The 22,484-nt window shown below is 63.8% G+C and carries 26 protein-coding genes and 2 pseudogenes; 7 read left to right on the forward strand and 21 right to left on the reverse strand.

Annotated elements, in window-relative coordinates; translation table 11 throughout:
- Positions 1-71: 71 nt before the first annotated feature.
- The 11 genes and pseudogenes from ACEYYA_RS15300 to ACEYYA_RS15350 form a co-directional block, all read right to left on the reverse strand.
- Positions 72-380 (reverse strand): annotated as a pseudogene (locus ACEYYA_RS15300) (P-type conjugative transfer protein TrbJ); the annotation flags it as partial.
- Positions 377-2,869 carry a conjugal transfer protein TrbE gene (gene trbE, locus ACEYYA_RS15305; protein WP_374801787.1) on the reverse strand — a complete coding sequence of 831 codons (2,493 nt, stop codon included), beginning with the start codon at positions 2,867-2,869 and terminating at the stop codon, positions 377-379. The pseudogene ACEYYA_RS15300 and the gene trbE, both read right to left, overlap by 4 nt.
- Positions 2,870-2,879: 10 nt before the next feature.
- Positions 2,880-3,161 carry a VirB3 family type IV secretion system protein gene (locus ACEYYA_RS15310; RefSeq protein ID WP_043619038.1) on the reverse strand — a complete coding sequence of 94 codons (282 nt, stop codon included), beginning with the start codon at positions 3,159-3,161 and terminating at the stop codon, positions 2,880-2,882.
- The gene (locus tag ACEYYA_RS15315) at positions 3,161-3,493 is read right to left on the reverse strand and encodes a TrbC/VirB2 family type IV secretion system protein (protein WP_374801788.1); all 333 of its coding nucleotides are present in this window, start codon (positions 3,491-3,493) and stop codon (positions 3,161-3,163) included. The genes ACEYYA_RS15310 and ACEYYA_RS15315 overlap by 1 nt, the downstream gene beginning before the upstream one ends.
- On the reverse strand, positions 3,490-4,425 hold the full coding sequence (gene trbB, locus ACEYYA_RS15320) for a P-type conjugative transfer ATPase TrbB (protein ID WP_459349880.1): 936 nt from the start codon (positions 4,423-4,425) through the stop codon (positions 3,490-3,492). Before trbB ends, ACEYYA_RS15315 begins: the two co-directional genes overlap by 4 nt.
- Positions 4,426-4,667: 242 nt before the next feature.
- On the reverse strand, positions 4,668-5,174 hold the full coding sequence (locus ACEYYA_RS15325; RefSeq protein WP_374801790.1) for a ClbS/DfsB family four-helix bundle protein: 507 nt from the start codon (positions 5,172-5,174) through the stop codon (positions 4,668-4,670).
- A gap of 30 nt (positions 5,175-5,204) precedes the next feature.
- Positions 5,205-5,669 carry a CopG family transcriptional regulator gene (locus tag ACEYYA_RS15330; protein ID WP_374801791.1) on the reverse strand — a complete coding sequence of 155 codons (465 nt, stop codon included), beginning with the start codon at positions 5,667-5,669 and terminating at the stop codon, positions 5,205-5,207.
- Between the two features lie 10 nt (positions 5,670-5,679).
- Entirely contained in the window at positions 5,680-7,668 is a 1,989-nt protein-coding gene (locus ACEYYA_RS15335; protein WP_374801792.1) for a conjugal transfer protein TraG, read from the reverse strand.
- A 131-nt stretch (positions 7,669-7,799) separates the two neighbouring features.
- Positions 7,800-8,753, reverse strand: coding sequence for a LysR family transcriptional regulator (locus ACEYYA_RS15340; RefSeq protein ID WP_374801793.1), 954 nt, complete (start codon positions 8,751-8,753; stop codon positions 7,800-7,802).
- 157 nt (positions 8,754-8,910) lie between these two features.
- A complete protein-coding gene (locus tag ACEYYA_RS15345) occupies positions 8,911-9,240 on the reverse strand; it encodes an ArsR/SmtB family transcription factor (protein WP_374801794.1) in 330 nt (109 codons plus the stop codon).
- Positions 9,241-9,246: 6 nt separating this feature from the next.
- Entirely contained in the window at positions 9,247-9,699 is a 453-nt protein-coding gene (locus tag ACEYYA_RS15350; RefSeq protein ID WP_374801795.1) for an SRPBCC domain-containing protein, read from the reverse strand.
- 72 nt (positions 9,700-9,771) lie between these two features.
- Here ACEYYA_RS15350 and ACEYYA_RS15355 point away from each other — a divergent pair, with 72 nt between their 5' ends.
- Positions 9,772-10,470: a GNAT family N-acetyltransferase gene (locus tag ACEYYA_RS15355; protein ID WP_374801796.1), complete on the forward strand. Its 699-nt coding sequence runs from the start codon at positions 9,772-9,774 to the stop codon at positions 10,468-10,470.
- On the opposite strand, the gene ACEYYA_RS15360 is transcribed toward ACEYYA_RS15355, so the two are convergent.
- The 8 genes and pseudogenes from ACEYYA_RS15360 to ACEYYA_RS15395 form a co-directional block, all read right to left on the reverse strand.
- On the reverse strand, positions 10,467-11,699 hold the full coding sequence (locus ACEYYA_RS15360) for a DUF3363 domain-containing protein (RefSeq protein ID WP_374801809.1): 1,233 nt from the start codon (positions 11,697-11,699) through the stop codon (positions 10,467-10,469). The two genes, ACEYYA_RS15355 and ACEYYA_RS15360, sit on opposite strands and share 4 nt — an antisense overlap.
- Before the next feature lie 174 nt (positions 11,700-11,873).
- Positions 11,874-12,521: pseudogene (locus tag ACEYYA_RS15365) on the reverse strand (relaxase/mobilization nuclease domain-containing protein); the annotation flags it as partial.
- Between the two features lie 304 nt (positions 12,522-12,825).
- Positions 12,826-13,758 (reverse strand): lytic transglycosylase domain-containing protein, encoded by a 933-nt coding sequence (locus ACEYYA_RS15370; RefSeq protein WP_459349879.1) that lies wholly within the window; start codon positions 13,756-13,758, stop codon positions 12,826-12,828.
- Positions 13,755-14,090 carry a DUF736 domain-containing protein gene (locus ACEYYA_RS15375; RefSeq protein WP_374801797.1) on the reverse strand — a complete coding sequence of 112 codons (336 nt, stop codon included), beginning with the start codon at positions 14,088-14,090 and terminating at the stop codon, positions 13,755-13,757. The genes ACEYYA_RS15370 and ACEYYA_RS15375 overlap by 4 nt, the downstream gene beginning before the upstream one ends.
- Before the next feature lie 36 nt (positions 14,091-14,126).
- Positions 14,127-14,672 carry a S26 family signal peptidase gene (locus ACEYYA_RS15380; protein WP_374801798.1) on the reverse strand — a complete coding sequence of 182 codons (546 nt, stop codon included), beginning with the start codon at positions 14,670-14,672 and terminating at the stop codon, positions 14,127-14,129.
- The gene (locus tag ACEYYA_RS15385; protein ID WP_374801799.1) at positions 14,669-15,187 is read right to left on the reverse strand and encodes a DUF2840 domain-containing protein; all 519 of its coding nucleotides are present in this window, start codon (positions 15,185-15,187) and stop codon (positions 14,669-14,671) included. The genes ACEYYA_RS15380 and ACEYYA_RS15385 overlap by 4 nt, the downstream gene beginning before the upstream one ends.
- Before the next feature lie 61 nt (positions 15,188-15,248).
- Complete coding sequence (locus ACEYYA_RS15390) at positions 15,249-16,325, reverse strand: replication initiator protein A (RefSeq protein ID WP_374801800.1); 1,077 nt, start codon at positions 16,323-16,325, stop codon at positions 15,249-15,251.
- A complete protein-coding gene (locus tag ACEYYA_RS15395; RefSeq protein WP_023516906.1) occupies positions 16,326-16,595 on the reverse strand; it encodes a helix-turn-helix transcriptional regulator in 270 nt (89 codons plus the stop codon).
- Between the two features lie 455 nt (positions 16,596-17,050).
- Here ACEYYA_RS15395 and ACEYYA_RS15400 point away from each other — a divergent pair, with 455 nt between their 5' ends.
- The gene (locus tag ACEYYA_RS15400; protein ID WP_374801801.1) at positions 17,051-17,338 is read left to right on the forward strand and encodes a DNA -binding domain-containing protein; all 288 of its coding nucleotides are present in this window, start codon (positions 17,051-17,053) and stop codon (positions 17,336-17,338) included.
- A gap of 100 nt (positions 17,339-17,438) precedes the next feature.
- Here ACEYYA_RS15400 and chrA read toward each other — a convergent pair whose 3' ends face one another.
- Together chrA and ACEYYA_RS15410 are read right to left on the reverse strand one after the other, a co-directional pair.
- Entirely contained in the window at positions 17,439-18,656 is a 1,218-nt protein-coding gene (gene chrA / locus ACEYYA_RS15405) for a chromate efflux transporter (protein ID WP_374801802.1), read from the reverse strand.
- A gap of 203 nt (positions 18,657-18,859) precedes the next feature.
- Complete coding sequence (locus ACEYYA_RS15410) at positions 18,860-19,357, reverse strand: DUF6428 family protein (RefSeq protein ID WP_374801803.1); 498 nt, start codon at positions 19,355-19,357, stop codon at positions 18,860-18,862.
- Between the two features lie 46 nt (positions 19,358-19,403).
- Between ACEYYA_RS15410 and ACEYYA_RS15415 the strand changes: the two genes are divergently transcribed.
- Genes ACEYYA_RS15415 through ACEYYA_RS15435 form a run of 5 tightly spaced genes read left to right on the forward strand, consistent with a single transcriptional unit; the run spans position 19,404 to position 22,449 of the window.
- Entirely contained in the window at positions 19,404-19,766 is a 363-nt protein-coding gene (locus ACEYYA_RS15415) for an ArsR/SmtB family transcription factor (RefSeq protein WP_374801804.1), read from the forward strand.
- Positions 19,759-20,301, forward strand: coding sequence for an arsenate reductase ArsC (locus ACEYYA_RS15420; protein ID WP_374801805.1), 543 nt, complete (start codon positions 19,759-19,761; stop codon positions 20,299-20,301). The genes ACEYYA_RS15415 and ACEYYA_RS15420 overlap by 8 nt, the downstream gene beginning before the upstream one ends.
- Positions 20,302-20,309: 8 nt before the next feature.
- The gene (arsC, locus tag ACEYYA_RS15425) at positions 20,310-20,735 is read left to right on the forward strand and encodes an arsenate reductase (glutaredoxin) (protein WP_374801806.1); all 426 of its coding nucleotides are present in this window, start codon (positions 20,310-20,312) and stop codon (positions 20,733-20,735) included.
- Positions 20,736-20,745: 10 nt separating this feature from the next.
- Complete coding sequence (arsB, locus tag ACEYYA_RS15430) at positions 20,746-21,801, forward strand: ACR3 family arsenite efflux transporter (protein WP_374801807.1); 1,056 nt, start codon at positions 20,746-20,748, stop codon at positions 21,799-21,801.
- 6 nt (positions 21,802-21,807) lie between these two features.
- The gene (locus ACEYYA_RS15435) at positions 21,808-22,449 is read left to right on the forward strand and encodes an MFS transporter (RefSeq protein ID WP_374801808.1); all 642 of its coding nucleotides are present in this window, start codon (positions 21,808-21,810) and stop codon (positions 22,447-22,449) included.
- The last annotated feature ends 35 nt before the right edge of the window (positions 22,450-22,484 follow it).

Below are 22,484 nucleotides of genomic sequence, written 5' to 3' on the forward strand. Positions count from 1 at the left end.
CTTCCTCTCCGCCGTCGCACTCGCCGCAACCGTCATGTTCTGGCTATGAAACGAGAACGAGTCCTGACCCTAAGAAGCTGCTGCGTCCGGCTCACGTTCTGCTGGAGCTGCTGGAGCGACGAATACGGCAGGCTCGCCAGATTGCGGGCCTGATTGATGAGCATCTGCGCCTCGTTCTGGAGGCTGGTGATCTGGTTGTTGATCTGCTCCAGCGTGCGCGCTGCCGTGAGCAGGTTTTGCGCGTAGTTGCTCGGGTCATAGACGATCCGGCCGAAACCGAATTGCGCATGGGCCGGGCTGGCGAGCATGGGCGACAGCGCGACGGGCACGGCGAGTGCCAGCGCGAGGGCCGAAGCCCCGACAAACTTGGGATAGGTCATGGAAGAATCTCCTGTGTGGGGTGGGTATCGAGCCGGGCCGGCGCGGCGGATTCCGGCCGTTCGGCAAGATTGGTGAGGTTGGGGATCAGCTCGGCCGCCCACTCGACGCCGCGCGCGCGCAGCCATGCGGCGAGGAAGCCGTCGCGGCCGTGTTCGGCGACGATCTGTGCAATGAGCGTCTGGTCGGATTTGGCGGATGCCGCGCAGAGCGCGAGGCCGACTTCGGACAGCCCAAGCTCGAACAGCCGGTTGCCGCGCCTCGACTGGCAGTAGTAATCGCGCTTGGGCGTGGCCCGTGCGAGGATTTCGATCTGCCGGTCATTCAACCCGAAACGCCGGTAAATCTCGGTAATCTGCGGCTCGATAGCCCGCTCGTTCGGCAGCAGGAGCCGCGTCGGGCAACTCTCGATGATCGCGGGCGCGATGTTGCTGCCGTCAATGTCGGACAGACTTTGCGTGGCGAAGATGACGCTGGCGTTTTTCTTGCGCAGCGTTTTCAGCCATTCGCGGAGCTGGCCGGCGAAACCCTCGTCGTCGAGCGCAAGCCAGCCTTCATCTATGATGAGCAGCGTGGGTCGTCCATCGAGCCGGTCGCCGATGCGATGGAACAGGTATGACAGGACGGCCGGGGCCGCGCCGGTCCCGACAAGGCCCTCGATCTCGAACGCCTGCACATCGGCCGAGCCGAGATGTTCGGCTTCGGCGTCGAGCAGCCGGCCATAGGCCCCGCCGACGCAGAACGGCCGGAGCGCCTGTTTCAGATCGTTGGATTGCAGCAGCACCGCAAGGCCGGTGATCGTGCGTTCCTCGACCGGGGCCGAGGCGAGCGAAGTCAACGCCGTCCAAAGATATTCCTTGACCTCGGGCGTGATGGTTAGGCCCTCGCGCATGAGGATGGCGGCGATCCAGTCCGCCGCCCATGCGCGTTCATAGGTGTCGTGGATGCGGGCAAGCGGCTGGAGCGAGACGGACGCCTCGGCCCCCTCTGTCAGCCCGCCGCCAAGGTCGTGCCAGTCGCCGCCCATGGCGAGCGACGCGGCGCGGATCGAACCGCCGAAGTCGAAGGCGAAGACCTGCGATCCTGCGTAGCGGCGAAACTGGAGCGCCATGAGGGCGAGCAGCACGCTCTTGCCCGCGCCTGTGGGGCCGACGACAAGGGTGTGCCCCACGTCGCCGACATGGAGACTTAGCCGGAACGGCGTTGAGCCTTCGGTCTTTGCGTAAAGCAGAGGGGGTGCGCCGAAATGCTCGTCCCGTTCCGGCCCCGCCCACACCGCCGACAGCGGGATCATGTGGGCGAGATTCAAAGTGCTGATAGGCGGCTGCCGCACATTCGCGTAGGCGTGTCCGGGCAGGCTGCCGAGCCATGCGTCAACCGCGTTGACGCTCTCGGGCATGGCTGTGAAGTCGCGGCCCTGAACGATCTTCTCGACCAGGCGCAGCTTCTCGTCGGCTATGCGCGGGTCGGCATCCCAAACGGTGACGGTGGCCGTGACATAGGCCATGCCCGCTACGTCCGCGCCGAGTTCCTGCAAGGCCATGTCGGCGTCGAGCGCCTTGTTCGCCGCGTCGGTGTCCACCAGCGCGGACGCCTCGTTGGTCATCACCTCTTTCAGAATCGCGGCGATGCTCTTGCGCTTGGCAAACCATTGGCGGCGGATGCGGGTCAGCAGCCGGGTCGCGTCGGTCTTGTCGAGCAGGATGGCGCGGGTGTTCCACCTGTAGGGGAACGGCAGCCGGTTCATTTCGTCGAGCAAGCCCGGCGTCGTCGCGGTCGGGAATCCCACGATGGTCAGCACGCGCAGATGCGCGTCGCCAAGGCGCGGCTCCAGCCCGCCGGTCAAGGGCTGGTCGGCGAGCAGCGCGTCGAGGTGCATCGGCACCTCGGGCACGCGCACGCGATGCCGGTTGGTCGAGATGGTGGAATGGAGATAGGTCAGCGTCGCGCCGTCATCCATCCAACGGCACTCGGGCATGAAGCCGTCGAGCAAGGCCAGCACGCGGTCGGTGCGGTCGATGAAGCCGCGCAGCAGCTCCCACGGATCGACGCCCGATTGCTCGCGGCCTTCATATAGCCAGCTTTCCGCGCGGGCGGCTTCCTCGGCCGGGGGCAGCCAGAGGAAGGTCAGGAAATAGCCCGACACGAAATGCGTGCCTGCTTCCTCGAAACCGGCCTTGCGCTCGGCATCGACCAGCGCCGATGCGGGATCGGGAAAGGTGCTGTCGGGATAGGTCGCGGCCTCGCTGCGCTGCGCCTCGACGAAGATGCTCCAGCCGGAGCCGAGGCGGCGCACGGCATTGTTGATGCGGCCGGCGACGGCGACCAGCTCGGCCGCGACGGCGGAATCCAGATCGGGACCGCGAAACTTCGCGGTCCTCTGAAAACTGCCGTCCTTGTTCAAGACGACGCCGGAGCCGAGCAATGCGGCCCATGGCAGATAGTCGGCAAGCCGGGCGGCGGTACGGCGATATTCGGAAAGGTTCATCATGGCCGCGCCCTCACACCGCCAGATGGCCGGGGACGCGCAGATGCCTACGCCCGACCTCGACGAATTGGGGATCGCGCTTCGCCGCCCATACGGCTGCGAAATGGCCGATGGCCCAAATGGCGATACCGACCAGCCATAGGCGCAGGCCGAGGCCCACGGCCCCCGCGAGCGTTCCGTTCATGATGGCGATGGAGCGCGGTGCGCCGCCGAGCAGAATATGCTCGGTCAACGCCCGGTGGACGGGGATCGAGAATCCCGGCACCGCGTCGAGCTGTTCGAGGCCGCCCGCCATCAAACGAGCGCCCCGCCGCCGAAGGAGAAGAACGAGAGGAAGAAGCTTGATGCGGCGAACGCGATGGACAGGCCGAAAACGATCTGGATCAGGCGACGGAAGCCGCCGCTGGTATCGCCGAACGCGAGGGTCAGGCCCGTCACGATGATGATGATGACGGCGATGATCTTGGCGACCGGCCCCTCGATGGACTGGAGGATTTGCTGCAAGGGCTGTTCCCATGGCATCGACGAACCGGACGCATGGGCGGACGGGGCGAGCATGAGGCTGATGGCAAGGGTGGATGCGGCGGTCGCGGCGAAGCGATAGCCGCGCGTGAGCGTGCGGATCATGAAGATTCTCCTGTGCTGGTGGGGGTTGCGGGGGTAGTTCGGTAGTCGCCGTCCGGCCCCAGCCCCTCGATGCGGGCAAGCTCGGCCAGCCGGCGCGCGGAACCGCGCCCGGAAAGGACGGCAACAAGGTCGATAGTCTCGGCGATCAGGGCGCGCGGGACCGTGACGACAGCCTCTTGGATGAGCTGTTCAAGGCGACGGAGCGCACCGATGCCGGTGCCTGCATGGATGGTTCCGATCCCGCCCGGATGGCCCGTGCCCCACGCTTTCAGAAGGTCGAGGGCTTCCGATCCGCGCACTTCGCCGATGGGGATGCGGTCGGGGCGCAGGCGCAGCGAGGAACGGACCAGATCGGAAAGCGTCGCCACGCCGTCTTTCGTCCGCATGGCGACAAGGTTGGGCGCGGCGCATTGCAACTCGCGCGTATCCTCGATGATGACGACGCGATCCTGCGTCTTCGCCACCTCGGCGAGCAGCGCGTTGGTCAGCGTGGTCTTGCCGGTGCTGGTGCCGCCCGCCACCAAGATATTGGCACGGGTTGCGACGGCTTCACGTAGCGTTTCCGCCTGATCGGCGGACATGATGCCCGCCGCCACATAGTCGTCGAGCGTGAACACCGCGACGGCGGGTTTGCGGATGGCGAAGGCCGGCGCGGCGACAACGGGAGGCAAAAGCCCCTCGAACCGCTCGCCGCTCTCGGGCAGCTCGGCCGAGACGCGCGGGCTGCGGGCGTGAACCTCCGCGCCGACATGATGCGCGACCAGCCGCACGATGCGTTCGCCATCGGCGGCGGACAGCCGTTCGCCCGTGTCGGAAAGCCCTTCGGATAGCCGGTCCACCCAAAGGCGGCCGTCCGGGTTCAACATCACCTCGACCACGGCCGGGTCTTCGAGCAGCCGGGCGATTGCGGGGCCGAGCGCGGTGCGCAACATGCGCGCGCCGCGCTGGATCGCTTCCTGTCTGTGGTGGTTGGTGGTCATGTCGGCCCCGGCTTCTGGCGGGGCGCAACAGGCGGTCCCCGGATCGGGGTCGATTAAGAAAGCCCGAAATTGGGCCGGTTCAACAAGTATCTAGCTGCGTGCGGTGATCGGCGGCGAACGGCGGTAAATAGGATGGGTCGGCAGCGGCGTTGGATTCCGGTTCCGTCCTCGACGCCCTTTCATCAAGGAGAAATCTACTGCGATTCTTTCTTCCATTTACGAAGCCGGCCGCGCGCATTGTCGTAGGGTGATGACGTGTTGAACTGGATCATCCGCCCCATAGTCCACTTCTCATACCATGGACGACCATAAAGCTCGTCGTTGCTCCGTGCGTCGATGAGCGAGACAATTCGATCCTTGGCAGCCTCCAGACGCTCGACAAGCTGCGGATATGGAACCGCCTCGTAATCCCGGTAGAATTTCTGCGCGAGCAGGCCCAGTTCGTTCCACTTGAAGCCGGTTTCGGGGAAGTCGACAGGCTCGCCGGCTGCAGCCCGGTCCAGCCACTTCAGCACCAGCTCGTTCCAGCCAACAAGATAGGCGACCAGATCGGCAACGCTCATCATCGTGCCCTTGGCGTGGCCCTCAAGGCTCCTGCTTCGGACCTTCGCGTCGGGAATGTCAGCAAGCTCCCGAAGCAACTTGTCAAAATTGACGTTGATCGCTTTCAGCAGTTCGTCCTTGTTTTGCGGAACGGCCATTCAGTCACCACGAATAGAATACAGGGATGGTCAAAAAGACGGCTCGGGATTCGTCTCTTCTTCCACGCTCGCATCTATATCCCGTGACAACTCCTTGAGGAACCTGTCGCCGGTCGCCAGACGCCGGCCGAGATTCTGCATGAAACCCTCGAACCGCTCCGCGCCTTTGGCGCGGGCTGCGGATTGCGCGGTCCCTGTGAGCGGCGGTGTGATGGTCATCCAGAAATGGATGAACTGAGCGACCGTCTCGCCGAGGACAGCGAGATCCAGGTCGAGCGTGTCGATCTGGCGGCCGAGCTTGTCCAGGCGGCGCGACATGGCGGCTTCAAGCTGGTCGTCGGAATCGCCGGACAGGTAGGACATGACCGCCGCCTCCACGATGGCGGATTTCGAGACATTGCGGCGCAACGCCACCGAGCGGCGCAGCGCCATCGCCTCGATCTCCGGAATAAGCGCGGGGTCGAAATAGATATTCAGGCGAGTGCGTTTGGTCATGGGCGTGTCCTCAAAGGTCGATTCCATCATCGGGGTTCATGGCGACCTGCCGCGCGACCATCCTCATGCGCTGGCGCATGGCGCGGGCCTTGGCCGCGTCAACGTCCGGCTCGTCGTCCAGAAACTCGAACTCCTGTTCGGGCGACGGCGGCGGGGCGATGATTTCCTCTTGGCTTGGCAATTCCGGCTCGCGGCGGATGCCGGCATTAGCCGGATCGCCCTCGGCCGCGTCTGCGGCGACCGAGGCGGAACGGCTATCCGCTGCGACCACGCGGTCGGACCAATCATCGGTGGATGGGCTGGGCGCCAGCGGAGCGGCGGACAGATCGGGCGGGGTCAGGATGCGTTCCTGAAACCGCGCATCCTCGAAATAGCGGGCCTTGGTCGCGCGGATCGGCGGCGTGCCGGCGACCATCACGATTTCGTCCGTTGGCGGAAGCTGCATGATCTCGCCCGGCGTGAGCAGCGGCCGGGCCGTCTCCTGCCGCGACACCATGAGATGCCCGAGCCACGGAGCCAGTCTGTGCCCGGCATAGTTGGTGGAATCGCGCAGCTCGGTCGCGGTGCCGAGCGCGTCGCTCACTCTTTTGGCGGTGCGTTCGTCGTTCGTGGCGAAGCTGACGCGGACATGGCAGTTGTCGAGGATTGCGTTGTTCGGCCCATAGGCGCGCTCGATCTGGTTGAGGCTCTGCGCGATCAGGAAGCCCTTGAGGCCGTAGCCTGCCATGAAGGCCAAGGCGGACTCGAAAAAATCCAAACGGCCAAGCGCCGGAAACTCGTCCAGCATCAACAGCAGCCGATGGCGCTTGCCGGAGGTGGTCAATTCCTCGGTCAGTCGGCGGCCGATCTGGTTGAGGATCAGGCGGATGAGCGGCTTGGTGCGGTTTATGTCGGACGGCGGCACGACCAGATAGAGCGTGACGGGCTGGCGGCTGCCGACCAGATCGGCAATGCGCCAGTCGCATCGTGCGGTGACGCGCGCCACCACGGGATCGCGGTAGAGGCCGAGAAACGACATAGCTGTGGAAAGGACGCCGCTGCGTTCGTTCTCGCTCTTGTTCAGCAGCTCGCGGGCCGACGACGCGATGACGGGATGAACGCCGGCCTCGCCGAGATGCGGCGTGTCCATCATCGCACGCAAGGTCGCCTCGACCGGGCGGCGCGGATCGGACAGGAAATTGGCGACGCCCGCCAAGGTCTTATCCTTCTCCGCATAGAGAACATGCAGGATCGCGCCGACCAGAAGCGAATGGGAAGTCTTTTCCCAATGGTTGCGCTTGTCGAGGCTGCCTTCGGGATCGACCAGGATATCCGCGATATTCTGAACGTCGCGGACTTCCCATTCGCCTTGTCTGACCTCCAGCAGCGGATTGTAGGCGGACGATCCGGCATTGGTCGGATCGAACAGCAGGACGCGGCCGTGCTTCGCCCGGAAGCCGGCTGTCAGCGTCCAGTTTTCTCCTTTTATGTCGTGGACGATGGCGGATGCGGGCCATGTCAGCAGCGTCGGCACCACCAATCCGACGCCTTTGCCGCTCCGGGTCGGGGCGAAGCATAGGACATGCTCGGGACCGTCATGGCGCAGATAGTCTTGGGTATGACGGCCAAGCACCACGCCATCGGGGCCGAGCAACCCCGCCGCGCGGATTTCCCGATCCTCAGCCCATCGCGCCGATCCATATGTGGCGACGTTGCGTGCTTCCCGCGCCCGGATGATCGACATGAAGATTGCGGCGGCGATGGCGAGGAAGCCGCCCGATACCGCGATGATGCCGCCCTCGACGAAGATCGCGGGCGCATAGGCATCGAAGGAAAACCACCACCAGAAGAAGGCGGGCGGATAGTAGATCGGCCAGCCGGCCAGATCGAACCACGGGCTGCCAAGGTGCGGCTGGAAGCCGAGGCGGAACGCCGTCCATTGCGTCGCTGCCCACACCATCACCAGAACGATGGTGAAGACTACAGCGATTTGGCCCCAAAGGATTCGTCCTCCGCGCAATGCAGGCTCCAGTCGGCAAAAGAGACGGAGCCGATCAGAGAGTAGGCAAAAGCGGCGCGGGCAACAGGAAACAGGATGCGGGAGGGTTGCCGGATACTATCGGCGGCAAATAGGACGGATTGCCTAGGCCGTTATCCTGCCGGCTGATCGCCACCGGGCAACTGGCCGGGCGAATCGCCACAACGGTTCATCTTGCCTGCGAGGTTGAGCAGGTTTTTCAGCGCGGCGTTGCGATTGAATGGCGACCAGACAGCCGAGAAGGCGACCGGCTCGGGCTCATCGGCGAAGGGGAGGAAGACAATGCCGGTTGTCGGCAACAGCGCCGTCGCTGCTCCGACGATGGTGATGCCGAAGCCCTGTCCGACCATGGACAGCAGCGCGCCGCGCCCCACGTCGAAACGCAGGATCGACGGCGCGGGCCAGCCTCCGGCGAGGCGCAGCACGATATGGCTATGAACTTGCGGGCCAGTGCCGCCATGCCGAACAAGGAACGTCTCGCCCGCCAGATCGGCCCATGTAACGGCCGACCGCTCGGCCAACGGATGCCGCTCCGGTAACACCACCAAGAGCGGCTCGGTCCATATGCGGCGGGAATGGCAGTCGGGTAACTCGGGTGTGCCGGCAACGAATACCACGTCCAGCCGGTCGGCACGAAGCTGCATCAACGCTTCGCGAGCTGTGCCTTCGGTCATTTCGACTTCAACGCCGGGGTGGTCTTCGCGGTATCGACCGATCAGCTTTGCGAGGAAGCTGCGAGGGATCAGGGCATGGATACCGATGCGAAGCCGGCCGCCTTCCCCGGCTGCCGCCATGCCGGCGGTCTTCACCGCATGGTCGAGTTGGTCGATGCCTGCGGCTATCCGCTCGACGAAGTGGCGTCCGGCCTCGGTTAGCCGGACGCCCCGCGCGTGACGCTCGAACAGGAGGATGCCAAGGTCTTCTTCCAGCGCCTTCACGCGGGCGCTGACGCTGGACTGCGCCACGCCGAGCGCATTGGCGGCGTGGCGGAAGTTGAGATATTCGGCGACGGCAAGCGTTTGGATCAGCGACGCGAGGGGGATGCGCGAACCGAGTGAGGTCGGCACCCCCCATTGACGATCAGTCGTAGATGCCGAACTCCTCCGCATAGGGAGTTATTACCTCTCTATTACATAGTGAGATTGCTACTGACTTTTCTGCTGATTTTGAGAAGAGCGTCCGACTTTTCGATTGCTCACAAAAGCACGGAATTGCGATACCTATTTATTCATTTTCTACGACGCTCTTTAGCTTCATAAATGCTTCATCCCATCCGTCGCTAACGAGATTTATGAAATTTTGGGCATCAGAGAATTTTTCTCTATTTATTTCATAAATAACCTCTCGCCCTCGACGTTTATGGGCGACAATATCCGCAGATTCCAAAACCTGAAGATGCTTCACTACCGCTTGCCGAGTGATGCTTTGCCCCTCGGCAAGAGCGGTTGCGGACAATGCTCCGGCAGGGAGTATCTTCATTAGTAAGCCAACCCGCGTAGGGTCGCCTAACGCGGAAAACACTCTAGCAAGGTCACGTTCGTTAATGCTCGACATATTCCCTCAACAACAAAAAGAAGCATGTCGAGCGGTGATACTCATCATGAGCACTTGACCGCGCATTGCTTCGGGGAAGTTGCCAAGTCCAGTTTCCCGCATGGACAAGATCGTTTCTTCCTCGCGGGACAGTAGCCGAATGTCGATGATTGCACTCGGCTTCCAGTCAGAGCATCCAGCGTTGCTAATGCCGGAAGGCGACCATTGGAAGCGTAGCCTGTGCGGACGGTCGATGGTCAATGCGGTGCATAGCAGGACAGGCAATTCTCTACTGAGTAGCCCACGCTCCCGCCGGGGAGCGGTAACAACTCCCTCGATAGTTTTACCCGTCTCGAACGGTGCCGCGAGACGAACACCGAACCACCGTTCAAATTCATCAACGGTGGTCAAAGCCCGCCATACGCGCTCAATCGGAGCCCTTAGCGTGACTTCCTTCTCGATCTGATCTGGTCCGTCCATGGCTCGCTCCATGTGCAACAAACTGGTTGCACCATAGCACGGTTTGCCTTATGTGCAACCAACTAGTTGCAGATGATGCCGGACCCCGCTCATCTGACAGCGGAAGGCTCAAGATTGGAGGGTGGTTCGTTCGGTGAGCATCTGACCAGCCTTGGGGAAACCGAGCCAAACCGGACCTATCAAGTGATGCTGAAAGCCAAAGAACTGAAAAGCCTATCCCGTCACAAAATTACCAGCATGGACAGGCTGGAAATTCGCCGGTTCAAAGAAGGCGACTTCGATCAATATGCGGAATACCATCAGAATAAGGATGTGTATCGCTATCTCTATCAGGACACCCCGGCCGAAGACGCCCTCCGCGCGAATTTTTCGGCAGCGATAGATTGCAAATTCTCATCGGATGGGGATTCGGCAAATCTTGCTGTAATCCGAAAATCGGATGATGCGGTAGTCGGTGAAGTCATCTTGAAGCTAAGCAATATTTCCGCCCTTCAAGGTGAAGTCGGCTACATCTTCAACCCTCGCTTTAGCGGGAAAGGATATGCGACCGAGGCGGTTCGCGCCATAGTTGACATAGGGTTTGATGATGTCGGATTTCACCGCATATTCGCGCGGCTCGACCCCAAAAACAGGGGATCGGTTGGCGTAGTCGAACGTCTCAAATTCCGGCGGGAAGCACATCTTCTCCAGAACGACATTTTCAATGGCGTGTGGGGTGATGAGTATATCTACGCGATACTCGCCGACGAATGGCGATCACATAGAGGCTAAATTCCTAGTCCCCGCTGTCTTCCCAACTGCCACGACACCGATCCACCTTGCACGACACCCATCACCTCGCGGCCGAGCTGGCGGTCGATCACCGGCCGCCACGGGACAAGGGTGAACTCATGGGACTGTTCGACCACGGCGAACTTGCCGCTCGATAGCTGCACGGTGCCGGTGAACTTGCCGCTGACGTTCTCGCCGTCCGTGGCGGCGCGGAACGGCAGCCCCTTGCTCTCGGCCATCTCCGCACCGACGCGGGCAACCTCGCGCTCGCGCAGGGTGGCGAGAAGGCTGCGCCGGTAGAATATGCGACCGTTCCGCGCTCGGCTGGCATCGCCCTGTTCGATATGATGCTCGCGGCGCTGGTCAATCGCCTCGCGCACCTGCTGGCCGAAGCCGGCCGGCGCAAGGTCGGCCGTCTCGCCATGGATCAGCCGCCTGTCCAGCCAGGTCGCGCCATCCGAATCGATCTGCTTGCCTAGATCGACCGGGGAAAGGACGCGAACGCTGGCTTGCCGGTCACGGCCGGCGTCATAGGCGGCGGCGCGGCTGACCAGATCGTCGGGGATGCGCCATTGATCGGCGTCGATGCGCTCGACGATCCCGGCCCGGCGCAGCGCCTCCAGCCGGCGCACATGGGCATCGACATAGCCCTCATAGTCGCCGCCCGGAACGCGGCCCTCGAACTTTGCCTGCTCCAGATGGCGGCTCGGCCGATAGATGCCGTTCTCGGCGATGGCCGTGATGGTCCGGTCTGACGGCCGGGCCGTCGCCTCGGCCGGGCCGATCTGGATGACGCTTCCGATGCAGGCGTCCTCCAGCCGCTCGGGCACGATGCCGGCGATGTGGTGCGTCCGCCCGTCGATCCCGTCCACCACGATTGTCAGGTTCTCACCCAGCTCGTCGGACAGATGCTTGTCCACGACGCGGCCGACGATGGGCGTCTCGGGCGCTCCGTCATGGATTTGGAAGCTCATGGGATCGCGTTCGCCGCCCTGCGGGCCGAGCGCCTTCTGCATGGTGCGGATAAGGTCGCCGCGCTCGCCCAACTCGCGCAGGGCCGGCTCCATGTCCTTGCTCAATTCCCAAATGGCAGGCGCGTGTTCGGTCGCCAGCCCCATCTTCTCCAGTTTGCCGAGACGGCGCAAACGCAGCGTTCGCTCGAACTGCCGCCTCGGCTCTGCCGGTTTATGGCGCAGGTCGAGGAAACGGGCATCGGCTTCCTCGACCATGGCGCGGTCGATCCGGGTGAAACGGTCTTGGTCGATTTCGGCCGACAGCTTGCGGGTCTGCTCGATCTCGGTGACGGGGCCGAGTTCCAGACTGGCAAGCTCGCTGGCGCGCTCGCGCAGGCCGGCCGAAAGATAGTCGCCGTTGATAACCAGATCCCCGCCGGCATCGTCGCGGCCGTTGGTGACGATATGCACATGGGGATGGCCGGTATTGTAGTGATTGACGGCAACCCAATCGAGTTTCGTGCCGAGGTCGGCTTCCACCTGCTGCATGAAATCGCGGGTGTAGGCCGTGAGGTCCGACAGCTCCGCGCCGTCCTCGGGCGAGACGATGAATCTGAATTGATGGCGGTCGTCCTTGCCGCGATCAAGGAAGGCGTCGCCATCGGCGCGGTCCTCGGTCGCCGAATACAACCGGCCGCGCTCGCCGTCGCGTGACGTGCCGTCGCGCTGGACATAGCGCAGATGCGCGCGGGCGCGTCCGCCCTTCCACGCGGCCCGGACGCTGCGCTGCTTGACGATCACGCGGCGGCTGCCGGGCTGGCGATGATGCCATTGGCCGGAGATGTTGCGGGCGCGCACGAAGCTTGCGCCCCGGCCGCGCTTCACGCCCTTGCCGCTGGCGACCACGGCACGGGACCGCCCCGGCGATGACGGGCGAGCGGATGACGGCATGGAAGGATCGCGGGAGGCTGCCGCCTGCTGCTGCCGGGTGATCTTCTTGACCTGCGTGAAAAAGCTCTTGGTCTTGCCGGCCTTCGGCGTGTCGGATCGGATGCGGCCGGGCTTCGGGCGGAAGCGGTTTTCGTCGTCGGCGCTCATGGGCGCGGCTCCTGACGAAACCGCCGAAAAACGGCCGATATGGGCCTATGGTGCCGCTCGAAACCCTGCAAAGCCAAGGCTTTGCGCCAAATCGCGGCACGCGACCCCTCAAAACCATGGTGCCGGAACCGGCAACCTAACCAGTGTGCAGACAACAATAATTTCCAGAAGCGGCCCGATATGGTGCCGTCTTCTTTAATCTTGCCCTCTGCCCTTTCTGCCCCTCCTGCCGGGAATCCAGCCGGGCAAAAACCTGCCTGACTGGACACCGGAACGAGCGCCGCCGAGCGCGGGAACGCCGCCCTCATGGCGTTCCCGAACCGCTCGCGTCGGCGACGAAAATGCTGTCGCCCCGTGACTCCGCATCGACGGGATCGCGCGCCGGAACGGTCGCGCGGCCGTCGCCGGATCGTGCGTCGGACGGCGGCGCGGCGACAGCCCGCGCGTCGCCCGGACGCATGACGAACAGCGGTGCCTCGCGCCAATCTGGCGGCGGTGGCGGTGCCGATGACGGCGGTTCGGTTGCAGTCGCGCCGCCGAGGGTCGGCGCGAGCGCGGCAACATAGGCCCGCGTCTCGGCCGGCAGGGCGCGGCCGGTCGCAAGGTGTTCGTCATAGCGGCCGGGACCGGCATTGTAGGCCGCCAGCATCGCCGCGACATTGCCGTAGCGGTCGAACATTTCGCGCAGGTAGGCCGTGCCTGCGAGGATGTTGTCGCGCGGGTCGTAAGGATCGCGGCCGAGGCTGTAGCGGACGCGCAGGCCCGCCCATGTGTCGGGCATCACCTGCATCAATCCCATCGCGCCGGCCGACGAAACCGCGCGCACATCGCCCGCGCTCTCGGCGCGTAGCACCGCGACGATCCAATGCTCCGGTATGCCGAAACGCTGCGACGCCTCGGCGATGTGAGCCGCGTAGGGATGGGCGGCGGCCGGGCGCTCGACGGGCGCGGATTGCGCTACCGCGACGCTCGATCCGGCGCAGACGGAAAGCGCGCCGGCCAGTATCAGGACGGCATAATGCCATGCAGTCCTGTCTCCGCTTCGACACCAGCCTGCCAGCGTGCTCGCTGCGGTCAAGGGCAAGGCGCAAGCGCCGGCCGATGGCCGCCCCTGACCTTCGCTGCGCGCGCCGGCCGTCCGGTCGGCGAGCGGGACGAAGGGATGAGACGGCTTTTCCGCGAACAAAGGGATGACGATCTTGGACCGGATGGCGGGCCGGACGCGCGCGGCCGTCATTCCTCGTCCTCGACTTTCCGGGGGTGCTTCCAACGCAGCGTCCAGACCGATGGATCGTCGTTGGACTGGAACAGCTTGGCGCGGATCGGGAACGGGAAGATCGGTCCCTCCAGCCGCAACGACACGAAGTCGCCGGCATTTTCGCTGGAGTCTTTCCATGCGGGGCCGGTGTCCGGGCCGTCCTCGCTATCGAGGCGCAGGCGATAGTCGGGCGCGTTTTTCATGTCGCTCGGCTTGGCTGGGACGATGAACAGCTTATCGCGGAGGCCGAACGAATGTAGCTTCCCGGCATAGCCGGTTTCGGTGCGGGTGAAGGTGCCTATTTCTGCCATGGGAAATCTCCTGTGATTGGCTTTCGGGGGATGGTTTCAGTGCGTCGGTGCGCGCCACTCGTAGCGGCCGACGCCTTCCTCATCGGTCCAGAGCGGGACCGCTCGGCCGATGACGGAAGCTGCGGGGGTGAGTCCGAAATAGCGGCCGTCGAGGCTGTCGCGGACTTCCCAATTCATAAGGAAAAGCTGGCCGTCGCCGATCACTCGGCAGCCCCGCCAGACGGGCAGATCGCGGCCGAGGCTGTCGCGCTCCAGCGCCTCGCCCATCTCGATCCCGTTCACCGTGATCGTGCGGCCGGCGCGGCAAACCCGCTGTCCCGGCAGACCCAAGACGCGCTTCAACAGCGGGACGCCGCGCGCGATATAGCCGCGCTCGACCATGAAGGCGGCGAGCGGTTCGGGCGGCATGACGGCGACCAGCTCGGGCACGTCGAGCGCGTCGGCCGGCTCGACGGTGTAGAAGCCGATGGGCGCGCTGGCCGTCGCGTTCCAGATGAGTTTCATGGGCCAATCGACGGCGCTGGCGGCGGCAATGCCGATGACGGCGAGCGCCGTCACCGTGAGGGTGCGGCGGCGCGTCATGGCTCGATCCTTCGGCGGTGAAGCCACGCGGCATGTCGCTCGGGCGTGTAAGCGTGCGGCTCCAGATTGGCGGTCAAACGGTTGTGGACATGCCGCCAATGCTCGCGTGCGGCGTCGGCTGGATCGAGGCCGAGCGATTCCACGGCGTCGATGGCGGCAAGCCCGCGCTGCACCTTCGGCCAGCTATCGAGGCGCAGCAGGATTTCGCCACCGGGGCGGACGAAGGGTAATGTTTGGTATGGCTCGCCGCGCCCGATGGCCCGCACAATGTCGATGCGGGAAACGACCGTGCCGTGGTCGCCGCTCGCCCATCGGACGAAGGCGAAGACGTTGCCCGGCGCGAAGCCGACAACACTCCGGCGACGGTCGATGATCTGTTCATAGCTCTTGCGGCCGAAGCGTATCCAGTGCTCGACCTTGCGCTTGTCGAAGGTCAGCTCGACTAATGTTGTGAAGGGCGCAGGCCCGTCCGGCAGCGGACGGCCGTGCGCGCTGCGATGGGCGCGACGGGTCATTGTTCGTCTCCGGGGATATGCTGGTGGGGGCTGCTTGCGCGCGCCGCGTCAAAGGCTGGCGTCATGGCTCGCCCCTACGGGTCGAACCGGCACCACGCATCGCGTGCGCGCGCGTCAAAGAAAAAGAGTTAGATTCTTTGTTAGATAAGTTAGCGGTCGGATTCCGCTTTTCAGGCCAAAGCGTTAGCTGCGGTTCGTGCGCCTGATCTGCCGATAGTCGTGCGCCTGATGTGCCGATACCCCGTGCGCCTGATCTGCCGATGGCATTAACAGGGTTATCAACAGTGCCTGTTGATGAGTTTTCGGGGCGGATGCGCAGCAGCTCGCGACCGTCTTCCCGCTCGATCTGGAGCCGATAACCGGGGAGTTGCTGGCGGGCCGCGATCCGGCGCAGGTCAAGCGCGAAGTCGGACGGCCGGGCGAGGCTGCCGGATTTCTGATGAAGGTGCGCGACCTCGAAAATCCAGCCGTGGCGCTGGTGCCCGGCGTGCTTTCTGGCGACGCGGTAAAGCCATCGCTCGATGCCGCCAGTCAGCCGGAAATAGGCCGGGTCGATGGTCAGGACTAGCGAACGGTCGATGACGCTGTTGTAGAACCATTCGGGCAGGACGAACTCCATGCCCTCGACGCGGCCGGCGCGCGTCGTCATTTCCTCCCACTCGTTGATCCAAGAGAATTGCCGGCGACGCCAATGCGGGCCGTTGCGGATCGTGGTGGCGATGACGGTGGATTGCAGCCGCGCCAGCGCGGCTTTCAGAAGCCGGTATTGGTGATTGCCGGTCGGCCGCCCGATGGCGCGCAACAGATGGTAGGGCGTGAACCGGACGAAGCGCGAAGTCGTGAGGCCGTCATTCTCGGCCGCGACGATCTGCGAGGCCGCCCATATCAGCACATCGGCGTCCCAAATGGTCGCCATGCCATGCTCGGGCATCCCGAACACCTGCACCTCTATGTCGGCAGCCTTGTAGAGAATCGGCTTGGTGCGCGGGGTCTTCGCCAACGAGAAGAACGGCCGTTCCATCAAGTCGCGCTGGTCGCGCGGCGGCGCATCGCCCGTTGCGACCACGAAGGGGTCTAGGCGGCTGCGCTCGCTGTCCTCGGTCGGCGGCGCGGGGGCGTGATCGTCCTCACGCAGCATCTAGCACTCGTCCCGTTCTTCGGGCGTGAGCGGACGCGCGGGAAAGACCGTGCCGGCGGTCTTGTCGCGGGTGGATTTACGTTCGCCGACCGCGCTCCAGTCCTCCAGATCGCGGACGGTGTAGAGGACGCGACCGCCGACCTTGCGATAGGTCGGGCCGGTGCCGTAGGTGCGATGTTTCTCAAGGGTGCGGATGGATATGCCCAGGAAGCGCGCGGCTTCCTTGGTGCGCAACAGGCGCGGCGGCAGGCCCGCGAGCGGGTTGGGCATGGATCACCTCCAGTCGGGATTGGGCTGCCGGAGGGCGGCAGCGGACTGTGGCGAACCATGGCGAGGGATCGGCGGCGCGTAGCGTGCCGCATTTGCGCCTATGCGCTGGCGGCACCCCCTTCGGGGCGCTGCGCTGCCGAGGGATTTCAGCCGCCCGTCGCGGTGTCGCGCCGAAAAGGCAAAGACATTCGCGTGCGGCTCGGCTAAGATTGTGAGTGGAGCAGACGCGCTGCTCTGGGGCGTAGTAACCCCTCACGGATGGCCGGTGCCAGCCAGAACGGCACCAACTCCTTGACCTATGGTCGGGGAGCCTGTGGCGTATACAACAGGCTTTCCGAGCTAAAGGCCATGGGGCCGTTTCGTGACGGTTACTAACTCCCCGATCACCAAGAGTCAGAGAGAATCGTTTGCGGGGGCGCACCGCAGACAAGCTCTCTCGGATACGGGGAATGACTATGCGGGTTCCCGTCGAACTCGATCCCGATGTGGACGACGAAGCGCCGGCCGGCGACGCCATAACCACCTATGACGAACGCCACTACGTCACCTATCTGCGCCTTCTCGATGCGAAGGCCGAGGGCGCGGACTGGAAGGAAGTCGCGCGGATCGTGCTGCACCGCGATCCGACAGCCGAGGAACTTCGGACCTATCGTTGCTGGCAAAGCCACCTCGAACGCGCGCAATGGCTATCGCGTGAGGGCTATCGCAAGATTCTGGAGCAGGCGGCAGCCAACAAGGCGTGAGAATCGACGGCGCTTTCAGCTTGCTTCTGTCGCAGGATTCGGGATTTGCGCGACACGGCCGACGCAACACCATGCGGCCACGAGGTCCTGCTCCTGTATCTCATCCAATCACGCTTAGAACCACTCCCCCTAATGCGGACAGACCGACAATAATCCACGGAGCAACCCTCCAAGCTGTCAACGCCACAAAGCCCGCAAGCGCCAGCGTGAAATCACGTCCATCGGTAATCGCGGTCGTGAAGACCGGAGAATAGAGCGCCGCGCCGAGGATACCGACAACAGCCGCGTTGGCTCCCTGCATGAGTGACTGTGCCGTTGCCATCCTCCGAAACCAATCCCAAAAAGGCAGGACACCGATCAGCAGCAGAAAGCCCGGCAAGAAGATCGCCAGAAGGGCGAGGCCGGAGCCGATCACACCATTTGGTGTCGGCCCCAACAGCGCGCCAAGGTAGGCCGCAAAGGTAAACAGCGGTCCCGGAACTGCTTGGGCTGCTCCATAGCCCGCTAGGAAAGCATCGGGCGTCACCCACCCACTTTGGACTACTTCTGCGTCAAGGAGCGGCAACACGACATGGCCACCGCCAAATACCAGCGCGCCCGCACGGTAGAAGCTGTCGATGACGGCGAGGGCCTGCGATTGTCCCGCCAGCAACGGCAACAGGATCAACAGGACGAAAAAGGCGATAATGGCCCCTACAGCGGCACCTCGGGAAACAGGCAAGAGGATATGACCCTCTGACTGCTTTGCCTCTCCCCGGCCAAGAGCCAGCCCAAACAGTGCGCCAATCATGATGGCTCCGATCATGCCGAAGGCTCCCGGCACGAAGGCCAGCACCGCGACGGCAAGAACGGCAATTGCCGCTCGCTCACGATCCGGGCAGAGATTCCTTGCCATGCCCCATATCGCCTGCGCGATGATCGCTACCGCCACGATCTTGAGGCCATGTAGCGCACCGTCGCCAATCGGTCCTGCAATTGCAGTCGCGGTCAATGCGAAAACCATCAAGATCAGCGCGGATGGCAGGGTAAAGGCTGCGAAGGCCGCGAATGCGCCCAACCAGCCAGCCCGCATCATGCCGAGCGCGAACCCGACCTGACTGGATGCTGGGCCGGGCAGGAACTGGCAGAGGGCCACCAGATCGGCATAGGCGTGATCGTCCAGCCAACGCCGCCGCACTACCAGTTCATCCCGGAAGTATCCGAGATGGGCTATGGGGCCGCCGAAAGAGGTCAGACCGAGTTTGAGAAAGGCGGCAAAAACCTCTCCAGCATTTCCTTGCTGTGTTGCGGCTTGCGGGCCAAAAGCACGATCTGACACTGGCTATAAGCCCTTCCTTGTTGCACACTACGTCAGAGACTTATCGCTACCGGCCGAAGGCAACGAATAAATGAAATTCCTGTAGGCCGGGCTCGTTATTGGAACATTTGAGCCAGCCGGCCAATGTTTCAAAAGTCCCCGCCACCTGCGACAAGCATATGTGACGTAGCATGTTTTAAGAGCTACGCGACACGGCAATCGCCTTAGCCGCAACAGGCAGGCGCTCCGGCCTGCTGCGCACGATGCCTTGGCTTGCAGATTGCCGGGCGCGGGCTGAAATGCACAATCGCCCGGTCGTTCTCGATCTCGATGCCGGCCACGTCATAGACCTGCATCGGATCGCCGGGGCGGCTCACCTCCCAAGTCAAACGCGCCTCCCTGTCGAGCTGGACCCTGCTGCCGACCTTTCCCAAGATCGACTGGAACTTGGCGACGGTCATGGGCGCACTGCGTTCGGTCGCCGGAATGTCCTCGACCTGCAAGACGGTTTCCCGCCACGCATCGGGATTGCCGCCGCAATCGAGCGTGACGAAAGAACCCGCCTTAACCTCGGTGACGTGATAGCCGGCCTGCACCTGCTGCCCGTCGCCATAGGTGAGGACAAGCGCCTTGTCGGCGTGTGCTTCCAAAGCATCAAGGAACGCGCCGAGCGAGGCGTCATCCTGAAAATTGGTCTTTAGGGGGCTGGCGTGAACGTTCATGTCCGTGTATCCATGTTTCAATAACTCTTGAGATGTTGAGGCATTGATGAACGAAAAGCAAGCCCTCTCCGCGTTCGCGGCGCTCTCGCAGGAAACCCGCCTGCGTATCGTGCGCCTGCTGGTCACGGCCGGGCCGGAAGGGATGCCGGCCGGCGCAATCGGGGAAGCAATGGACGGCGCATCCTCGTCGCGCATGTCCTTCCACCTGAGCCACCTTGAACAAGCCGGCCTTGTCGAGTCTCGCCGGGACGGGCGCTCGATCATCTACAGCGCCTCCTATCCGGCGCTGTCCGGCCTGCTCGAATTTCTCATGCGCGACTGCTGCCAAGGCCACCCGGACGTATGCAGCCCGGTCGTGAACAAGCTCGTCGCCTGCTGTGAACCCGCGAAGGACGCCACCCATGCCTGACCACGCCGCACCCGAACGCATCTTCAATGTCCTGTTCCTCTGCACCGGCAATTCCGCCCGCTCGATCCTTGCCGAAAGCATCTTGAACAAGGATGGCGCGGGCCGCTTCCGCGCATACTCAGCAGGAAGCCAGCCCAAGGGCGAAGTGAATCCGCTCGCCATCACGACGCTGGCGAACTTCGACTATCCCACCGAGGGCCTGCGCTCGAAGGCATGGGACGAATTTGCGGGGCCTGACGCTCCCGTCATGGATTTCGTGTTCACCGTCTGCGACAACGCGGCCGGAGAAGCCTGCCCGGTCTGGCCCGGCCAGCCTATGACGGCGCATTGGGGAATCGAAGACCCCGCCGCCGTCGAAGGGCCAGAGATTGCCCGGCAAACGGCGTTCGTGAGCGCGTTCCGCTATCTCCGCAACCGGATCGGAGCTTTCGCGGCGCTTCCCGTTTCCAGCCTCGACAAATCGACGCTGCGCACCCGCCTTGTTGAAATCGGCCAGTCCGAAGGCGCAAGCTCGCCTCGCGGCAGCGCGGCATGAGGTGCGACATGGATGTTATTATCTACCACAATCCCGATTGCGGCACTTCGCGGAATACCCTTGGTCTGATCCGCAATGCAGGTGTCGAGCCTCATATCATCGAATACCTGAAAACCCCACCCTCCCGCGCCCTGCTCGTGCAGCTCATCGGGCGCGCCGGCCTGTCGCCCCGCTCGATCTTGCGGGAAAAAGGAACACCCTATGCCGACCTCGGCCTTGGCGATCCTGAACTGACCGATGACGCCTTGCTCGACGCGATGATGGCGCACCCGATCCTGATTAATCGCCCTCTCGTCGTCAGCCCCAAAGGGGTGAAGCTCTGCCGACCATCCGAAGCGGTGCTTGATCTGTTGCCACCACAACGGGGCGAGTTCGTGAAAGAGGATGGCGAGCGGGTCGTTGACGAACACGGCCGCCGCGTGGCGACGGCGTAAGGAAATCCCCATGTCCACCTTTGAACGCTATCTCACCCTTTGGGTGGCCCTTTGCATCGTCGTCGGCATCGCCCTTGGACATTGGTTCCCCGGCGCGTTTCATGCTGTCGGCGCTCTCGAAATTGCCAAGGTCAATCTGCCGGTCGCGGTGCTGATCTGGCTCATGGTCATTCCCATGCTGCTCAAGATCGACTTCGCCGCCCTCGGGGAAGTCGGGCGGCACTGGCGCGGCATCGGCGTGACGCTGTTTATCAATTGGGCGATCAAGCCCTTTTCGATGGCGCTGCTCGGCTGGCTGTTCATCGGCTGGCTGTTCCGACCCCATCTGCCGGCCGACCAGATCGACAGCTATATCGCCGGCCTCATTATTCTGGCCGCCGCACCCTGCACCGCAATGGTGTTCGTCTGGTCCAATCTCACCAAGGGCGAGCCGCATTTCACGTTGAGTCAGGTCGCGCTCAACGACGCTATCATGGTGGTGGCCTTCGCGCCGATTGTCGGCCTGCTGCTTGGCCTGTCCGCCATCACCGTGCCGTGGGGAACGCTGGTCCTCTCGGTCGTGCTCTACATCGTCATTCCGGTGATCGTCGCGCAGATCGTCCGGCGACGGCTTCTTGCGACGGGCGGCGCTCCGGCGCTCGCCGCGCTGCTGGCGAAGCTCGGGCCGCTGTCGCTCGTCGCCCTGCTGGTGACGCTGGTGCTGCTGTTCGGCTTTCAGGGCGAACAGATCATCGCGCAACCGCTCATCATTGCCCTGCTGGCGGTCCCGATCCTGATTCAAGTCTATTTCAACTCGGGGCTGGCCTACCTACTCAACCGGGCCGTGGGCGAACAGCATTGCGTGGCCGGTCCCTCGGCGCTGATCGGCGCATCAAACTTCTTCGAGCTGGCGGTTGCCGCCGCCATAAGCCTGTTCGGATTCCACTCCGGGGCCGCGCTCGCAACCGTGGTCGGGGTGCTGATCGAAGTGCCAGTCATGCTCTCGGTCGTCTGGATCGTGAACCGCTCGAAAGGCTGGTATGAGCGCGGCGGCCGTCGCCCGGCTCCTGTCGAGGCGGAACGCTGATCCAGCATGGCCCAAGCTCAAGCGTCCGAAAATCAGGCAATCGCCGGTCCCCGCTGGCCCATCATTTCCGCGCTCGGCGTGGTGCAGATATTCGCATGGGGCAGTTCCTATTATCTGCTGGCGGTCCTTGCCGCACCAATCGCGGCTGATACCGGCTGGCCGCTGGCATGGATCGTCGGCGCGCTCTCCCTCGGCCTGCTCGCCGCCGGCATCGTATCTCCGCGAGTGGGCGACGCCATCGGCCAGCACGGCGGCCGGCCGGTTCTGGCGGCCGCGTGCCTGCTCCTTGCCTCTGGACTCGTCATCCTTGCGGTCGCGCCGTCCCTATGGGTGTTCGTCGCGGGATGGGTCGTGCTCGGCCTCGGCATGGGGGCCGGCCTCTATGATGCCGCCTTCGCAACGCTCGGCGGCTACTACGGCCATTCGGCGCGTTCCGCCATCACCACGCTGACGCTGTGGGGCGGCTTCGCAAGCACGGTCTGCTGGCCGCTCTCGGCTCTGTTTCTGGAGCATTGGGGATGGCGGGGAACATGCGCTGCTTATGCCGCGATTCACCTCGCCATCTGCCTGCCGCTCGTGCTGCTTGTTCTGCCGCGCAACGGCAAGCCTAGGGTCAGGACTCGTTCTCGTTTCATAGCCAGAACATGACGGTTGCGGCGAGTGCGACGGCGGAGAGGAAGACC

This window comes from Paracoccus zhouxuedongae, from assembly GCF_041927815.1.
Taxonomy (GTDB): Bacteria; Pseudomonadota; Alphaproteobacteria; order Rhodobacterales; family Rhodobacteraceae; genus Paracoccus.

What these genes read in the sequence shown, in the direction of transcription:
- trbE (WP_374801787.1), bottom strand. Translation starts at nt 2,869, where the DNA reads ATGATGAACCTTTCCGAATATCGCCGTACCGCCGCCCGGCTTGCCGAC.
- ACEYYA_RS15310 (WP_043619038.1), bottom strand. Translation starts at nt 3,161, where the DNA reads ATGGCGGGCGGCCTCGAACAGCTCGACGCGGTGCCGGGATTCTCGATC.
- ACEYYA_RS15315 (WP_374801788.1), bottom strand. Translation starts at nt 3,493, where the DNA reads ATGATCCGCACGCTCACGCGCGGCTATCGCTTCGCCGCGACCGCCGCA.
- trbB (WP_459349880.1), bottom strand. Translation starts at nt 4,425, where the DNA reads ATGTTGCGCACCGCGCTCGGCCCCGCAATCGCCCGGCTGCTCGAAGAC.
- ACEYYA_RS15325 (WP_374801790.1), bottom strand. Translation starts at nt 5,174, where the DNA reads ATGGCCGTTCCGCAAAACAAGGACGAACTGCTGAAAGCGATCAACGTC.
- ACEYYA_RS15330 (WP_374801791.1), bottom strand. Translation starts at nt 5,669, where the DNA reads ATGACCAAACGCACTCGCCTGAATATCTATTTCGACCCCGCGCTTATT.
- ACEYYA_RS15345 (WP_374801794.1), bottom strand. Translation starts at nt 9,240, where the DNA reads ATGTCGAGCATTAACGAACGTGACCTTGCTAGAGTGTTTTCCGCGTTA.
- ACEYYA_RS15350 (WP_374801795.1), bottom strand. Translation starts at nt 9,699, where the DNA reads ATGGACGGACCAGATCAGATCGAGAAGGAAGTCACGCTAAGGGCTCCG.
- ACEYYA_RS15355 (WP_374801796.1), top strand. Translation starts at nt 9,772, where the DNA reads ATGATGCCGGACCCCGCTCATCTGACAGCGGAAGGCTCAAGATTGGAG.
- ACEYYA_RS15360 (WP_374801809.1), bottom strand. Translation starts at nt 11,699, where the DNA reads ATGGTCGAGGAAGCCGATGCCCGTTTCCTCGACCTGCGCCATAAACCG.
- ACEYYA_RS15370 (WP_459349879.1), bottom strand. Translation starts at nt 13,758, where the DNA reads ATGACGGCCGCGCGCGTCCGGCCCGCCATCCGGTCCAAGATCGTCATC.
- ACEYYA_RS15375 (WP_374801797.1), bottom strand. Translation starts at nt 14,090, where the DNA reads ATGGCAGAAATAGGCACCTTCACCCGCACCGAAACCGGCTATGCCGGG.
- ACEYYA_RS15380 (WP_374801798.1), bottom strand. Translation starts at nt 14,672, where the DNA reads ATGACGCGCCGCCGCACCCTCACGGTGACGGCGCTCGCCGTCATCGGC.
- ACEYYA_RS15385 (WP_374801799.1), bottom strand. Translation starts at nt 15,187, where the DNA reads ATGACCCGTCGCGCCCATCGCAGCGCGCACGGCCGTCCGCTGCCGGAC.
- ACEYYA_RS15390 (WP_374801800.1), bottom strand. Translation starts at nt 16,325, where the DNA reads ATGCTGCGTGAGGACGATCACGCCCCCGCGCCGCCGACCGAGGACAGC.
- ACEYYA_RS15395 (WP_023516906.1), bottom strand. Translation starts at nt 16,595, where the DNA reads ATGCCCAACCCGCTCGCGGGCCTGCCGCCGCGCCTGTTGCGCACCAAG.
- ACEYYA_RS15400 (WP_374801801.1), top strand. Translation starts at nt 17,051, where the DNA reads ATGCGGGTTCCCGTCGAACTCGATCCCGATGTGGACGACGAAGCGCCG.
- ACEYYA_RS15410 (WP_374801803.1), bottom strand. Translation starts at nt 19,357, where the DNA reads ATGAACGTTCACGCCAGCCCCCTAAAGACCAATTTTCAGGATGACGCC.
- ACEYYA_RS15415 (WP_374801804.1), top strand. Translation starts at nt 19,404, where the DNA reads ATGAACGAAAAGCAAGCCCTCTCCGCGTTCGCGGCGCTCTCGCAGGAA.
- ACEYYA_RS15420 (WP_374801805.1), top strand. Translation starts at nt 19,759, where the DNA reads ATGCCTGACCACGCCGCACCCGAACGCATCTTCAATGTCCTGTTCCTC.
- arsC (WP_374801806.1), top strand. Translation starts at nt 20,310, where the DNA reads ATGGATGTTATTATCTACCACAATCCCGATTGCGGCACTTCGCGGAAT.
- arsB (WP_374801807.1), top strand. Translation starts at nt 20,746, where the DNA reads ATGTCCACCTTTGAACGCTATCTCACCCTTTGGGTGGCCCTTTGCATC.
- ACEYYA_RS15435 (WP_374801808.1), top strand. Translation starts at nt 21,808, where the DNA reads ATGGCCCAAGCTCAAGCGTCCGAAAATCAGGCAATCGCCGGTCCCCGC.